Raw genomic sequence first — 18,113 nt, 5'->3', positions numbered from 1 at the left:
TCTTCAATCCAAGTCAGTTAAGGACGTGGCCATGGAGCCTCTCCCGGTTCATCGACGTTGCAGGGCAGCCTCTTGACTTCAGCGTCAACGATCTCAGCCCCTCCGGCGATCGACGCATCGCAGGATCCGCCAACACAGCCGGCGAAACATGGTTGTACAGAAATGTAATCACGATCGACGGACAGGTCGTCGACGCAATCGTCACATTCAACTCGATTACATCGGGCACCATGACTGCGTTCGACAGCAAATCGAACCCATACAGCACATCCGTCCTCGGCGGAACGCCAGTCAGATTCCTGCAGCCAAACTTCATCTGGAGCTCCAGCGGGGGTTCAGCTTCGTTCAGGGTGAGATTCATTCAAGGCGGTAGCTACAGCGACGGCACAAATCCGAAGGGCACAGCCGTCACCCTTAGAAATGTCATTGTCAATTCATATGGCCTTAGCAGCTCAAGCAACAGCCCAACCGGCAGCGGCGGCAATCGCTTCATTTCATTTGCCGATGTCGACGGCCTCGAGCTCAGCAGCTCGACGGAATTGGTCGTTTCAGTGAATGGCGCGACCACAAGCTTTGCGCCAAACCCAGCCAACATCCCTGGCATTATCACTGCGCTACCAGGAACAACAGCTGGCGACAACTATCGTGTACGTGTCAATTTTGATGAGGTGTCGGAGTTAACCTACACCGTAGGCGCCGGCAATGGTTCAGGCACTGCGTTCTACGCGCTCGATTTCAGCCAAGGCCCAAGGTTCACCAACGTGGTGAGCAAAGATCTCGTGCTCACAGGAGGCCCTCTCACAACCAATGAATCCGGCACATCGGCAACGTTGAGTCTGCAGCTTTCAGCTCAACCATCTGCAACCGTCACCGTCACGCTCACAGGCCTAGACGCCACCGAAGGCAGCCTGAGCACCACTACCCTGAAATTTACAACTTCCAACTGGAACTCACCCCAGATTGTAACCGTCACTGGCGTCGACGACATCATCCATGACGGCAACATCACCTATACGATCACAGCAAAGAGCAGCTCGTCCGATCTTGCCTTTAATGGCCGCAAGGCTCTCATTGACATCACCAACACTGACGATGACAACGTCGTCACCGTCAACAGCCCCACCGTCAACGAGGCCTCTCCCTTCGTCGTCTTCACCGTTGATGGCGCATTCGGGCAAGACGTTTCCCTCTCCCTTGCCAACGGCGGCTCCGCGGCCTCCGGCGCTGACAGCAATGTCACCAACACACTGGAAGTCTCCGCTGATAACGGCAACACCTGGACTGCCTACTCCACTGGCTCTGTCGCTCTCAATGGCAACGAAGGCACTCTCCTAGTCCGCGTTCCCATCCTCAACGTCGCCACCTTTAAGGGATCTGCAACCTTCACGCTGACCGCCACTCCCACTGGCGGCAATGCCACCTCAGGCACCGCCACCATTGTCGACGACGGCACCGGTACCATCTTTAATCCAGACGGTACAGCCAGAAACAACGCGGCCAAAGGTGTTGATCGCGCCGTTCCTGTTAATTCTATCTCGGTCGACGAAGGCGCACCCTTTGCCGCTTTCTCCATCTCTGCGACTGAGAGTCAGTCTGTTTCCCTCGCCGCCTCGTTCATCGACGTTGCAGGGCAATCTCTTGACTTCCGCGTCAACGATACAAGCGCCACCGGCGATCGCCGTATCTCAGGATCCGCCAACACAGCCGGCGAAACATGGTTGTACAGAAATGTAATCACTATCGACGGACAGGTCGTCGACGCAATCGTCAGATTCAACTCGATTACATCGGGCACGATGACTGCGTTCGACAGCACCGATAACCCATACAGCACATCTGCTCTCGGCGGAACCCCAGCCAGATTCCTTCAGCCAAACTTCCAATGGAACTCCAGCGGGGGCTCGGCCTCGTTCACGGTGGGATTCATTGAAGGCGGGAGTTATAGCGCCGGCACAAATCCCAATGGCACAGCCGTTACCCTTAGAAATGTCTTTACTAATTCATATGACCTTGACAGTACAAGCAGCAGCTCAAGCGGCAACGGCGGCAATCAGTTCACTTCGTTTACCGATGTCGGCGGCATCGAGCTCAGCAGCTCGACGGCATTGGCCGTTTCAGTGAATGGCGCGACCACAAGCTTTGCCCCAAACCCAAGCAGCAGCCCTGGCAATATCACTGCGCTCCCAGGAACAACAACTGGCGACAACTATCGTGTGCGTGTCAGTTTTGATGAGGTGTCGCAACTCACCTATACCGTAGGCGCCGGCAATGGTTCAGGCACTGCGTTCTACGCGCTCGATTTCAGCCAAGGTCCAACGTTCACCAACGTGGTGAGCAAAGACCTCGTGCTCACGGGAGGTCCGCTCACAACCAATGAATCCGGCACATCAGCAACGTTTAGTCTGCAGCTCTCAGCTCAACCATCTGCAACCGTCACCGTCACGCTCACAGGCCTAGACGCCACCGAAGGCAGCCTGAGCACTACTACACTTACCTTTACAACAGCCAATTGGAACTCACCCCAGATTGTAACCGTCACTGGCGTCAACGACGTCATCCTTGACGGCAATATCACGTATACGATCACAGCCACAAGTAGCTCGTCCGATGCTGCCTTTAATGGCCGCACGGCCGTCATTGACATCACCAACATAGACAATGACGTCTCTGTTAACAACATCTCCGTTAACGAAAACTCACCCTTCGCGGTCTTCTCCGTCTCTGGTACTGGCAATCAGCCCGTTACCCTTGGCCTCCAAAATGATGCCGACGGTGCCACCAATGACGCCGCTCTTGGCACCGACACCGGCACCCAGATCCAATACTTCAACGGCTCCACCTGGGTCAACTACTCCTCCGGCACCGTTAATCTGATCAACGGCTCCCTCCTCGTTCGTGTTGCCATCAACGACGACAGCACCTTTGAGGGTCCGGAAACCTTCCAGCTCGCTGTTACCCCCACCGGCGGCGCACTCTCCACTGGCACTGCCACCATCAATGATGACGGCACCGGCAATATCTACCCTGATAACAACACCGGTAATACCGATCCAGGCGCTCTCAAAGACGACGATCGCGCCGTCTCTGTTAACAACATCTCCGTTAACGAAAACTCACCCTTCGCGGTCTTCTCCGTCTCTGGTACTGGCAATCAGCCCGTTACCCTTGCTCTACAAAATGATGCCGACGGTGCCACCAATGACGCCGCTCTTGGTACTGACACCGGCACCCAGATCCAGTACTTCAACGGCTCCACCTGGGTCAACTACACCTCCGGCACCGTTGATCTGATCAACGGCTCCCTCCTCGTTCGTGTTGCCATCAACGACGACAGCACCTTTGAGGGTCCGGAAACCTTCCAGCTCGCTGTTACCCCCACCGGCGGCGCACTCTCCACTGGCACTGCCACCATCAATGATGACGGCACCGGCAATATCTACCCTGATAACAACACCGGTAATACCGATCCAGGCGCTCTCAAAGATGACGATCGCGCCGTCTCTGTTAACAACATCTCCGTTAACGAAAACTCACCCTTCGCGGTCTTCACTGTCTCTGGTACTGGCAATCAGCCCGTTACCCTTGGCCTCCAAAATGATGCCGACGGTGCCACCAATGACGCCGCTCTTGGCACCGACACCGGCACCCAGATCCAATACTTCAACGGCTCCACCTGGGTCAACTACACCTCCGGCACCGTTGATCTGATCAACGGCTCCCTCCTCGTTCGTGTTGCCATCAACGACGACAGCACCTTTGAGGGTCCGGAAACCTTCCAGCTCGCTGTTACCCCCACCGGCGGCGCACTCTCCACTGGCACTGCCACCATCAATGATGACGGCACCGGCAATATCTACCCTGATAACAACACCGGTAATACCGATCCAGGCGCTCTCAAAGATGACGATCGCGCCGTCTCTGTTAACAACATCTCCGTTAACGAAAACTCACCCTTCGCGGTCTTCACTGTCTCTGGTACTGGCAATCAGCCCGTTACCCTTGGCCTCCAAAATGATGCCGACGGTGCCACCAATGACGCCGCTCTTGGCACCGACACCGGCACCCAGATCCAATACTTCAACGGCTCCACCTGGGTCAACTACTCCTCCGGCACCGTTAATCTGATCAACGGCTCCCTCCTCGTTCGTGTTGCCATCAACGACGACAGCACCTTTGAGGGTCCGGAAACCTTCCAGCTCGCTGTTACCCCCACCGGCGGCGCACTCTCCACTGGCACTGCCACCATCAATGATGACGGCACCGGCAATATCTACCCTGATAACAACACCGGTAATACCGATCCAGGCGCTCTCAAAGATGACGATCGCGCCGTCTCTGTTAACAACATCTCCGTTAACGAAAACTCGCCCTTCGCGGTCTTCTCCGTCTCTGGTACTGGCAATCAGCCCGTTACCCTTGCTCTACAAAATGATGCCGACGGTGCCACCAATGACGCCGCTCTTGGCACCGACACCGGCACCCAGATCCAATACTTCAACGGCTCCACCTGGGTCAACTACACCTCCGGCACCGTTGATCTGATCAACGGCTCCCTCCTCGTTCGTGTTGCCATCAACGACGACAGCACCTTTGAGGGTCCGGAAACCTTCCAGCTCGCTGTTACCCCCACCGGCGGCGCACTCTCCACTGGCACTGCCACCATCAATGATGACGGCACCGGCAATATCTACCCTGATAACAACACCGGTAATACCGATCCAGGCGCTCTCAAAGATGACGATCGCGCCGTCTCTGTTAACAACATCTCCGTTAACGAAAACTCACCCTTCGCGGTCTTCACTGTCTCTGGCACTGGCAATCAGCCCGTTACCCTTGCCCTGCAAAATGATGCCGACGGTGCTACCAATGACGCCGCTCTTGGTACTGACACCGGCACCCAGATCCAGTACTTCAACGGCTCCACCTGGGTCAACTACTCCTCCGGCACCGTTGACCTGATCAACGGCTCCCTCCTCGTTCGTGTTGCCATCAACGACGACAGCACCTTTGAGGGTCCGGAAACCTTCCAGCTCGCCGTCACTCCCACCGGCGGCGCACTCTCCACTGGCACTGCCACCATCAATGATGACGGCACCGGCAATATCTACCCTGATAACAACACCGGTAATACCGATCCAGGCGCTCTCAAAGATGACGATCGCGCCGTCTCTGTTAACAACATCTCCGTTAACGAAAACTCACCCTTCGCGGTCTTCACTGTCTCTGGTACTGGCAATCAGCCCGTTACCCTTGGCCTCCAAAATGATGCCGACGGTGCCACCAATGACGCCGCTCTTGGCACCGACACCGGCACCCAGATCCAATACTTCAACGGCTCCACCTGGGTCAACTACTCCTCCGGCACCGTTGATCTGATCAACGGCTCCCTCCTCGTTCGTGTTGCCATCAACGACGACAGCACCTTTGAGGGTCCGGAAACCTTCCAGCTCGCTGTTACCCCCACCGGCGGCGCACTCTCCACTGGCACTGCCACCATCAATGATGACGGCACCGGCAATATCTACCCTGATAACAACACCGGTAATACCGATCCAGGCGCTCTCAAAGATGACGATCGCGCCGTCTCTGTTAACAACATCTCCGTTAACGAAAACTCACCCTTCGCGGTCTTCACTGTCTCTGGTACTGGCAATCAGCCCGTTACCCTTGGCCTCCAAAATGATGCCGACGGTGCCACCAATGACGCCGCTCTTGGCACCGACACCGGCACCCAGATCCAATACTTCAACGGCTCCACCTGGGTCAACTACACCTCCGGCACCGTTGATCTGATCAACGGCTCCCTCCTCGTTCGTGTTGCCATCAACGACGACAGCACCTTTGAGGGTCCGGAAACCTTCCAGCTCGCTGTTACCCCCACCGGCGGCGCACTCTCCACTGGCACTGCCACCATCAATGATGACGGCACCGGCAATATCTACCCTGATAACAACACCGGTAATACCGATCCAGGCGCTCTCAAAGATGACGATCGCGCCGTCTCTGTTAACAACATCTCCGTTAACGAAAACTCACCCTTCGCGGTCTTCTCCGTCTCTGGTACTGGCAATCAGCCCGTTACCCTTGGCCTCCAAAATGATGCCGACGGTGCCACCAATGACGCCGCTCTTGGCACCGACACCGGCACCCAGATCCAATACTTCAACGGCTCCACCTGGGTCAACTACTCCTCCGGCACCGTTAATCTGATCAACGGCTCCCTCCTCGTTCGTGTTGCCATCAACGACGACAGCACCTTTGAGGGTCCGGAAACCTTCCAGCTCGCTGTTACCCCCACCGGCGGCGCACTCTCCACTGGCACTGCCACCATCAATGATGACGGCACCGGCAATATCTACCCTGATAACAACACCGGTAATACCGATCCAGGCGCTCTCAAAGATGACGATCGCGCCGTCTCTGTTAACAACATCTCCGTTAACGAAAACTCACCCTTCGCGGTCTTCTCCGTCTCTGGTACTGGCAATCAGCCCGTTACCCTTGGCCTCCAAAATGATGCCGACGGTGCCACCAATGACGCCGCTCTTGGCACCGACACCGGCACCCAGATCCAATACTTCAACGGCTCCACCTGGGTCAACTACTCCTCCGGCACCGTTAATCTGATCAACGGCTCCCTCCTCGTTCGTGTTGCCATCAACGACGACAGCACCTTTGAGGGTCCGGAAACCTTCCAGCTCGCTGTTACCCCCACCGGCGGCGCACTCTCCACTGGCACTGCCACCATCAATGATGACGGCACCGGCAATATCTACCCTGATAACAACACCGGTAATACCGATCCAGGCGCTCTCAAAGATGACGATCGCGCCGTCTCTGTTAACAACATCTCCGTTAACGAAAACTCACCCTTCGCGGTCTTCACTGTCTCTGGTACTGGCAATCAGCCCGTTACCCTTGGCCTCCAAAATGATGCCGACGGTGCCACCAATGACGCCGCTCTTGGCACCGACACCGGCACCCAGATCCAATACTTCAACGGCTCCACCTGGGTCAACTACACCTCCGGCACCGTTGATCTGATCAACGGCTCCCTCCTCGTTCGTGTTGCCATCAACGACGACAGCACCTTTGAGGGTCCGGAAACCTTCCAGCTCGCTGTTACCCCCACCGGCGGCGCACTCTCCACTGGCACTGCCACCATCAATGATGACGGCACCGGCAATATCTACCCTGATAACAACACCGGTAATACCGATCCAGGCGCTCTCAAAGATGACGATCGCGCCGTCTCTGTTAACAACATCTCCGTTAACGAAAACTCACCCTTCGCGGTCTTCTCCGTCTCTGGTACTGGCAATCAGCCCGTTACCCTTGGCCTCCAAAATGATGCCGACGGTGCCACCAATGACGCCGCTCTTGGCACCGACACCGGCACCCAGATCCAATACTTCAACGGCTCCACCTGGGTCAACTACTCCTCCGGCACCGTTAATCTGATCAACGGCTCCCTCCTCGTTCGTGTTGCCATCAACGACGACAGCACCTTTGAGGGTCCGGAAACCTTCCAGCTCGCTGTTACCCCCACCGGCGGCGCACTCTCCACTGGCACTGCCACCATCAATGATGACGGCACCGGCAATATCTACCCTGATAACAACACCGGTAATACCGATCCAGGCGCTCTCAAAGATGACGATCGCGCCGTCTCTGTTAACAACATCTCCGTTAACGAAAACTCACCCTTCGCGGTCTTCTCCGTCTCTGGTACTGGCAATCAGCCCGTTACCCTTGCTCTACAAAATGATGCCGACGGTGCCACCAATGACGCCGCTCTTGGTACCGACACCGGCACCCAGATCCAATACTTCAACGGCTCCACCTGGGTCAACTACACCTCCGGCACCGTTGATCTGATCAACGGCTCCCTCCTCGTTCGTGTTGCCATCAACGACGACAGCACCTTTGAGGGTCCGGAAACCTTCCAGCTCGCTGTTACCCCCACCGGCGGCGCACTCTCCACTGGCACTGCCACCATCAATGATGACGGCACCGGCAATATCTACCCTGATAACAACACCGGTAATACCGATCCAGGCGCTCTCAAAGATGACGATCGCGCCGTCTCTGTTAACAACATCTCCGTTAACGAAAACTCACCCTTCGCGGTCTTCACTGTCTCTGGTACTGGCAATCAGCCCGTTACCCTTGGCCTCCAAAATGATGCCGACGGTGCCACCAATGACGCCGCTCTTGGCACCGACACCGGCACCCAGATCCAATACTTCAACGGCTCCACCTGGGTCAACTACTCCTCCGGCACCGTTAATCTGATCAACGGCTCCCTCCTCGTTCGTGTTGCCATCAACGACGACAGCACCTTTGAGGGTCCGGAAACCTTCCAGCTCGCTGTTACCCCCACCGGCGGCGCACTCTCCACTGGCACTGCCACCATCAATGATGACGGCACCGGCAATATCTACCCTGATAACAACACCGGTAATACCGATCCAGGCGCTCTCAAAGATGACGATCGCGCCGTCTCTGTTAACAACATCTCCGTTAACGAAAACTCACCCTTCGCGGTCTTCTCCGTCTCTGGTACTGGCAATCAGCCCGTTACCCTTGGCCTCCAAAATGATGCCGACGGTGCCACCAATGACGCCGCTCTTGGCACCGACACCGGCACCCAGATCCAATACTTCAACGGCTCCACCTGGGTCAACTACTCCTCCGGCACCGTTAATCTGATCAACGGCTCCCTCCTCGTTCGTGTTGCCATCAACGACGACAGCACCTTTGAGGGTCCGGAAACCTTCCAGCTCGCCGTCACTCCCACCGGCGGCGCACTCTCCACTGGCACTGCCACCATCAATGATGACGGCACCGGCAATATCTACCCTGATAACAACACCGGTAATACCGATCCAGGCGCTCTCAAAGATGACGATCGCGCCGTCTCTGTTAACAACATCTCCGTTAACGAAAACTCACCCTTCGCGGTCTTCACTGTCTCTGGTACTGGCAATCAGCCCGTTACCCTTGGCCTCCAAAATGATGCCGACGGTGCCACCAATGACGCCGCTCTTGGCACCGACACCGGCACCCAGATCCAATACTTCAACGGCTCCACCTGGGTCAACTACTCCTCCGGCACCGTTGATCTGATCAACGGCTCCCTCCTCGTTCGTGTTGCCATCAACGACGACAGCACCTTTGAGGGTCCGGAAACCTTCCAGCTCGCTGTTACCCCCACCGGCGGCGCACTCTCCACTGGCACTGCCACCATCAATGATGACGGCACCGGCAATATCTACCCTGATAACAACACCGGTAATACCGATCCAGGCGCTCTCAAAGATGACGATCGCGCCGTCTCTGTTAACAACATCTCCGTTAACGAAAACTCACCCTTCGCGGTCTTCACTGTCTCTGGTACTGGCAATCAGCCCGTTACCCTTGGCCTCCAAAATGATGCCGACGGTGCCACCAATGACGCCGCTCTTGGCACCGACACCGGCACCCAGATCCAATACTTCAACGGCTCCACCTGGGTCAACTACACCTCCGGCACCGTTGATCTGATCAACGGCTCCCTCCTCGTTCGTGTTGCCATCAACGACGACAGCACCTTTGAGGGTCCGGAAACCTTCCAGCTCGCTGTTACCCCCACCGGCGGCGCACTCTCCACTGGCACTGCCACCATCAATGATGACGGCACCGGCAATATCTACCCTGATAACAACACCGGTAATACCGATCCAGGCGCTCTCAAAGATGACGATCGCGCCGTCTCTGTTAACAACATCTCCGTTAACGAAAACTCACCCTTCGCGGTCTTCTCCGTCTCTGGTACTGGCAATCAGCCCGTTACCCTTGGCCTCCAAAATGATGCCGACGGTGCCACCAATGACGCCGCTCTTGGCACCGACACCGGCACCCAGATCCAATACTTCAACGGCTCCACCTGGGTCAACTACTCCTCCGGCACCGTTAATCTGATCAACGGCTCCCTCCTCGTTCGTGTTGCCATCAACGACGACAGCACCTTTGAGGGTCCGGAAACCTTCCAGCTCGCTGTTACCCCCACCGGCGGCGCACTCTCCACTGGCACTGCCACCATCAATGATGACGGCACCGGCAATATCTACCCTGATAACAACACCGGTAATACCGATCCAGGCGCTCTCAAAGATGACGATCGCGCCGTCTCTGTTAACAACATCTCCGTTAACGAAAACTCACCCTTCGCGGTCTTCTCCGTCTCTGGTACTGGCAATCAGCCCGTTACCCTTGGCCTCCAAAATGATGCCGACGGTGCCACCAATGACGCCGCTCTTGGCACCGACACCGGCACCCAGATCCAATACTTCAACGGCTCCACCTGGGTCAACTACTCCTCCGGCACCGTTAATCTGATCAACGGCTCCCTCCTCGTTCGTGTTGCCATCAACGACGACAGCACCTTTGAGGGTCCGGAAACCTTCCAGCTCGCTGTTACCCCCACCGGCGGCGCACTCTCCACTGGCACTGCCACCATCAATGATGACGGCACCGGCAATATCTACCCTGATAACAACACCGGTAATACCGATCCAGGCGCTCTCAAAGATGACGATCGCGCCGTCTCTGTTAACAACATCTCCGTTAACGAAAACTCACCCTTCGCGGTCTTCACTGTCTCTGGTACTGGCAATCAGCCCGTTACCCTTGGCCTCCAAAATGATGCCGACGGTGCCACCAATGACGCCGCTCTTGGCACCGACACCGGCACCCAGATCCAATACTTCAACGGCTCCACCTGGGTCAACTACACCTCCGGCACCGTTGATCTGATCAACGGCTCCCTCCTCGTTCGTGTTGCCATCAACGACGACAGCACCTTTGAGGGTCCGGAAACCTTCCAGCTCGCTGTTACCCCCACCGGCGGCGCACTCTCCACTGGCACTGCCACCATCAATGATGACGGCACCGGCAATATCTACCCTGATAACAACACCGGTAATACCGATCCAGGCGCTCTCAAAGATGACGATCGCGCCGTCTCTGTTAACAACATCTCCGTTAACGAAAACTCACCCTTCGCGGTCTTCTCCGTCTCTGGTACTGGCAATCAGCCCGTTACCCTTGGCCTCCAAAATGATGCCGACGGTGCCACCAATGACGCCGCTCTTGGCACCGACACCGGCACCCAGATCCAATACTTCAACGGCTCCACCTGGGTCAACTACTCCTCCGGCACCGTTAATCTGATCAACGGCTCCCTCCTCGTTCGTGTTGCCATCAACGACGACAGCACCTTTGAGGGTCCGGAAACCTTCCAGCTCGCTGTTACCCCCACCGGCGGCGCACTCTCCACTGGCACTGCCACCATCAATGATGACGGCACCGGCAATATCTACCCTGATAACAACACCGGTAATACCGATCCAGGCGCTCTCAAAGATGACGATCGCGCCGTCTCTGTTAACAACATCTCCGTTAACGAAAACTCACCCTTCGCGGTCTTCTCCGTCTCTGGTACTGGCAATCAGCCCGTTACCCTTGCTCTACAAAATGATGCCGACGGTGCTACCAATGACGCCGCTCTTGGTACTGACACCGGCACCCAGATCCAGTACTTCAACGGCTCCACCTGGGTCAACTACACCTCCGGCACCGTTGATCTGATCAACGGCTCCCTCCTCGTTCGTGTTGCCATCAACGACGACAGCACCTTTGAGGGTCCGGAAACCTTCCAGCTCGCTGTTACCCCCACCGGCGGCGCACTCTCCACTGGCACTGCCACCATCAATGATGACGGCACCGGCAATATCTACCCTGATAACAACACCGGTAATACCGATCCAGGCGCTCTCAAAGATGACGATCGCGCCGTCTCTGTTAACAACATCTCCGTTAACGAAAACTCACCCTTCGCGGTCTTCACTGTCTCTGGTACTGGCAATCAGCCCGTTACCCTTGGCCTCCAAAATGATGCCGACGGTGCCACCAATGACGCCGCTCTTGGCACCGACACCGGCACCCAGATCCAATACTTCAACGGCTCCACCTGGGTCAACTACTCCTCCGGCACCGTTAATCTGATCAACGGCTCCCTCCTCGTTCGTGTTGCCATCAACGACGACAGCACCTTTGAGGGTCCGGAAACCTTCCAGCTCGCTGTTACCCCCACCGGCGGCGCACTCTCCACTGGCACTGCCACCATCAATGATGACGGCACCGGCAATATCTACCCTGATAACAACACCGGTAATACCGATCCAGGCGCTCTCAAAGATGACGATCGCGCCGTCTCTGTTAACAACATCTCCGTTAACGAAAACTCACCCTTCGCGGTCTTCTCCGTCTCTGGTACTGGCAATCAGCCCGTTACCCTTGGCCTCCAAAATGATGCCGACGGTGCCACCAATGACGCCGCTCTTGGCACCGACACCGGCACCCAGATCCAATACTTCAACGGCTCCACCTGGGTCAACTACTCCTCCGGCACCGTTAATCTGATCAACGGCTCCCTCCTCGTTCGTGTTGCCATCAACGACGACAGCACCTTTGAGGGTCCGGAAACCTTCCAGCTCGCCGTCACTCCCACCGGCGGCGCACTCTCCACTGGCACTGCCACCATCAATGATGACGGCACCGGCAATATCTACCCTGATAACAACACCGGTAATACCGATCCAGGCGCTCTCAAAGATGACGATCGCGCCGTCTCTGTTAACAACATCTCCGTTAACGAAAACTCGCCCTTCGCGGTCTTCTCCGTCTCTGGTACTGGCAATCAGCCCGTTACCCTTGCTCTACAAAATGATGCCGACGGTGCCACCAATGACGCCGCTCTTGGCACCGACACCGGCACCCAGATCCAATACTTCAACGGCTCCACCTGGGTCAACTACTCCTCCGGCACCGTTGATCTGATCAACGGCTCCCTCCTCGTTCGTGTTGCCATCAACGACGACAGCACCTTTGAGGGTCCGGAAACCTTCCAGCTCGCTGTTACCCCCACCGGCGGCGCACTCTCCACTGGCACTGCCACCATCAATGATGACGGCACCGGCAATATCTACCCTGATAACAACACCGGTAATACCGATCCAGGCGCTCTCAAAGATGACGATCGCGCCGTCTCTGTTAACAACATCTCCGTTAACGAAAACTCGCCCTTCGCGGTCTTCACTGTCTCTGGTACTGGCAATCAGCCCGTTACCCTTGGCCTCCAAAATGATGCCGACGGTGCCACCAATGACGCCGCTCTTGGCACCGACACCGGCACCCAGATCCAATACTTCAACGGCTCCACCTGGGTCAACTACACCTCCGGCACCGTTGATCTGATCAACGGCTCCCTCCTCGTTCGTGTTGCCATCAACGACGACAGCACCTTTGAGGGTCCGGAAACCTTCCAGCTCGCTGTTACCCCCACCGGCGGCGCACTCTCCACTGGCACTGCCACCATCAATGATGACGGCACCGGCAATATCTACCCTGATAACAACACCGGTAATACCGATCCAGGCGCTCTCAAAGATGACGATCGCGCCGTCTCTGTTAACAACATCTCCGTTAACGAAAACTCGCCCTTCGCGGTCTTCTCCGTCTCTGGTACTGGCAATCAGCCCGTTACCCTTGGCCTCCAAAATGATGCCGACGGTGCCACCAATGACGCCGCTCTTGGTACTGACACCGGCACCCAGATCCAGTACTTCAACGGCTCCACCTGGGTCAACTACACCTCCGGCACCGTTGACCTGATCAACGGCTCCCTCCTCGTTCGTGTTGCCATCAACGACGACAGCACCTTTGAGGGTCCGGAAACCTTCCAGCTCGCCGTCACTCCCACCGGCGGCGCACTCTCCACTGGCACTGCCACCATCAATGATGACGGCACCGGCAATATCTACCCTGATAACAACACCGGTAATACCGATCCAGGCGCTCTCAAAGATGACGATCGCGCCGTCTCTGTTAACAACATCTCCGTTAACGAAAACTCACCCTTCGCGGTCTTCACTGTCTCTGGTACTGGCAATCAGCCCGTTACCCTTGGCCTCCAAAATGATGCCGACGGTGCCACCAATGACGCCGCTCTTGGCACCGACACCGGCACCCAGATCCAATACTTCAACGGCTCCACCTGGGTCAACTACACCTCCGGCACCGTTGATCTGATCAACGGCTCCCTCCTCGTTCGTGTTGCCATCAACGACGACAGCACCTTTGAGGGTCCGGAAACCTTCCAGCTCGCTGTTACCCCCACCGGCGGCGCACTCTCCACTGGCACTGCCACCATCAATGATGACGGCACCGGCAATATCTACCCTGATAACAACACCGGTAATACCGATCCAGGCGCTCTCAAAGATGACGATCGCGCCGTCTCTGTTAACAACATCTCCGTTAACGAAAACTCACCCTTCGCGGTCTTCACTGTCTCTGGTACTGGCAATCAGCCCGTTACCCTTGGCCTCCAAAATGATGCCGACGGTGCCACCAATGACGCCGCTCTTGGCACCGACACCGGCACCCAGATCCAATACTTCAACGGCTCCACCTGGGTCAACTACACCTCCGGCACCGTTGATCTGATCAACGGCTCCCTCCTCGTTCGTGTTGCCATCAACGACGACAGCACCTTTGAGGGTCCGGAAACCTTCCAGCTCGCTGTTACCCCCACCGGCGGCGCACTCTCCACTGGCACTGCCACCATCAATGATGACGGCACCGGCAATATCTACCCTGATAACAACACCGGTAATACCGATCCAGGCGCTCTCAAAGATGACGATCGCGCCGTCTCTGTTAACAACATCTCCGTTAACGAAAACTCGCCCTTCGCGGTCTTCTCCGTCTCTGGTACTGGCAATCAGCCCGTTACCCTTGGCCTCCAAAATGATGCCGACGGTGCCACCAATGACGCCGCTCTTGGTACTGACACCGGCACCCAGATCCAGTACTTCAACGGCTCCACCTGGGTCAACTACACCTCCGGCACCGTTGACCTGATCAACGGCTCCCTCCTCGTTCGTGTTGCCATCAACGACGACAGCACCTTTGAGGGTCCGGAAACCTTCCAGCTCGCCGTCACTCCCACCGGCGGCGCACTCTCCACTGGCACTGCCACCATCAATGATGACGGCACCGGCAATATCTACCCTGATAACAACACCGGTAATACCGATCCAGGCGCTCTCAAAGATGACGATCGCGCCGTCTCTGTTAACAACATCTCCGTTAACGAAAACTCACCCTTCGCGGTCTTCTCCGTCTCTGGTACTGGCAATCAGCCCGTTACCCTTGGCCTCCAAAATGATGCCGACGGTGCCACCAATGACGCCGCTCTTGGCACCGACACCGGCACCCAGATCCAATACTTCAACGGCTCCACCTGGGTCAACTACTCCTCCGGCACCGTTAATCTGATCAACGGCTCCCTCCTCGTTCGTGTTGCCATCAACGACGACAGCACCTTTGAGGGTCCGGAAACCTTCCAGCTCGCTGTTACCCCCACCGGCGGCGCACTCTCCACTGGCACTGCCACCATCAATGATGACGGCACCGGCAATATCTACCCTGATAACAACACCGGTAATACCGATCCAGGCGCTCTCAAAGATGACGATCGCGGCCCCGCAATCCTCGTTCCCACCAATGATGGCACGGGATTGGAGGTAATCGGAACGGAGGGGGATGAGCTCTGGGTCGACCTCTCAGTCGTTCTAGCGAATGCACTGAAGCAAAACGGGCTTGATCTCGTGCGGATCTCCTCCGACGGCAGCCAATCCAGAGTTGGCTCCATTGGAGCAACTCCGGATTCCGGCTTTCTAGGAGATACCCGTGTAAAGCTTGCCGTTGGTGATCAACTTCAGTTCATCCAAGTCAGGGGTAATCTGCCAGCCAATGATTCTCCCGCTTTGTCTATAAGCAGCGACGGTGAACGTGTCATCGTGCGACTTGACGACAACAGCGACGACAACGACTTTAATGACCTTGTACTCAAGGTAAAAACCTCAACCTTTGACCCCTTCCCTCAAAGTACAAAGCTCGCAAAGTTTCAACAGGCATCCGATCAAGCCTATCTGGATCTCAGCTGGATCTCAGCCAATGGAATCATGCTGAGTATGGATGTAACAACCGAAAGTGACTTTAACAACAGATTCGGCCTAGTGAAGGTTGACACTGACGTCAACGGAACCCCTCTCGGCACGGTAGGTGGCTTGGCCCCATCCGCAGGCGCAGACTTTGATGAAGCAGTTCGCAGGAATCTGCTGAGCTTCAGCTACACGCAATCTGGGAAACAGACAGTTGCTGGGCTTAGCGTAGCGCTGCAAGGCAGCCAAGCCGGGGTGTACGCACCTGTATTGATAACGCCGACAGGAGCGATCTACACCTTTGGTGCATCATCGAGCAGCGATCAGAAACAGCACATTAAAGTGCTTGGGGCCAATAGCTTCGGCTTTGAAGATTTACCAAGTGGCTCTGCGGACTGGGACTTCAATGACGCTGTGATTACCTTCCAGGCCACGAATGCCGAACCGCCCAAGTTAGTGATTTCAAGCGATGGTCAAGGGCTCACAGTGGTGGCTGGCACTGGCCAGGGAACAGGCCTTTGGCTGGACCTCAATGCCGTAATCGCAAACTCAGCGCTACAAAACAGCTTCGATCTTGTGAAGCGTCTTGCCAACGGCCAGGAGACATCGATTGGGAGTGTCGGTGCTACTGCGCAGGCCACCTTCCTGGGCGGCAAGGAGTTGTTCCTGGGCGTGGGTGAAACCCTAAGATTCGTACAGAACAGCAATGACGACAACGAAAACGTCGATCCTGCTCTCCGCATCGAAAAGATCGGCGAACGCTATCGTGTTTCTCTTGACGACAATGGAGATCCTAGCCCTGACTCTGATTTCAACGATCTGATCGTTGATGTCGACAGCACACCATTGGATCCGTTCGAATCGGTGGTCTCGCTGGCAAGTCAGCAGCGTACAAGCTCTGATGGCATCCTCGATCTCACAAATCTACAAGAAGGCAAGTTAACACTGAACCTCTCGATCGTTACAGACTCCGAGAACATCAACACCCTAAGCTTCGTAAAGCTCGATGTAGATCCTGTGACAGGCAAACCACTCAGCCAAGTCGCCGGAGTTTCTGCTAGCGAAGGCGAGGCGTTTAGAACTGCTGTACGCGACAATCTCGTGGACTTCAGCATAGCGGCTGGTGGTCAAGCAAAGAGTCTTGCGACATGGGAAGTTGGAGCATCCGACAGCGGCTATTACGCAGCTGTCGTGGTTTCATTCGAAGGTAATCTCTTTACGTTAGGAGATACCACTGCGGCTGACGGTCGCCAGCACCTCAAGGTGTTTGGCGACAACAGCTTCGGATTCGAAGACCTTCTCAGCTCCGGTGGCGCTGACTGGGATTACAACGATTTGATCGTCACGGTGACGCCGTTCTGAGTTCCTCTTCAGGAACTAGCCCACTAACCACATCCAATGGTGGTTCCTTACTACCAAGCTGTTCATTTCAGCAGCCGAACAAGACGCGGTGCTGATGCATGGCATCACGCAGACCCTCCCCAAAGGGACAGTGCGCCTGCGCTGAAATAGAACAAATTAGCTATCGACTTCAAAAATGATCAACTCGACACAAGTACAGCGAAAAGAATCCGGTTTGGCTGACATTGATCGGTGTAAGCGTCATCATTGGCTCTCGTTAGAGGCCTGCTTCATGCAATGTGGTGACAAGCTCTCTGGCACCAAATGGTAGATCAAGCTCGCTGAGCTCATTTCCAAGGATGAACTGGAGGATGACTACGTGCCAGCTCTGCAAAGACATTGGGTCACCTGCCAAGCTATCTCGAGTGGCACTGGTTGCCAAGCTCATCAAGGCTCGCCTTGTGATCACAAACGAAGGGTTGGCAAAGCAAATCAAGAGAGCTCCGCATCTTCAGTCCTTCATTGGATTGGAAACGTACCAGTGATGATGAGGATACCGTGAAGGTGGTGGTTTTTCATCAGGGCATTGCAGCAGGAATCATACGCCTGCGCCATCACTCAACCAAGCACCACTCTTGAGGAACGCCACCTGCGCACCTGTTGGTATGAACAACAGAGTAATGGATCCCTGCTCAACGCAGCCAAACAAGCTACGTAGAA

The 18,113-nt window shown here is 56.0% G+C and carries 3 protein-coding genes; 1 reads left to right on the top strand and 2 read right to left on the bottom strand.

Annotation, left to right across the window (positions count from 1 at the left end):
• Positions 1-13 precede the first annotated feature (13 nt).
• Together ACXMDP_RS02195 and ACXMDP_RS02190 are read right to left on the bottom strand one after the other, a co-directional pair.
• Positions 14-361, bottom strand: a complete 348-nt coding sequence (locus tag ACXMDP_RS02195; protein ID WP_457767242.1) for a hypothetical protein — start codon at positions 359-361, stop codon at positions 14-16.
• Positions 362-950: 589 nt separating this feature from the next.
• Positions 951-1,178: a hypothetical protein gene (locus tag ACXMDP_RS02190; protein ID WP_457767241.1), complete on the bottom strand. Its 228-nt coding sequence runs from the start codon at positions 1,176-1,178 to the stop codon at positions 951-953.
• A 1,056-nt stretch (positions 1,179-2,234) separates the two neighbouring features.
• On the opposite strand from ACXMDP_RS02190, the gene ACXMDP_RS02185 reads away from it, so the two are divergent.
• Positions 2,235-17,414 (top strand): beta strand repeat-containing protein, encoded by a 15,180-nt coding sequence (locus tag ACXMDP_RS02185; protein ID WP_457767240.1) that lies wholly within the window; start codon positions 2,235-2,237, stop codon positions 17,412-17,414.
• Positions 17,415-18,113 lie beyond the last annotated feature (699 nt).

This window comes from Cyanobium sp. ULC065 (assembly GCF_977927515.1).
Note: the sequence above shows the minus strand (reverse complement) of the source record. Positions and strands in the feature narration are given on the sequence as shown.

Coding starts and splice junctions, on each gene's coding strand:
- ACXMDP_RS02195 (WP_457767242.1), bottom strand. CDS start 361: ATGAATCTCACCCTGAACGAAGCTGAACCCCCGCTGGAGCTCCAGATG.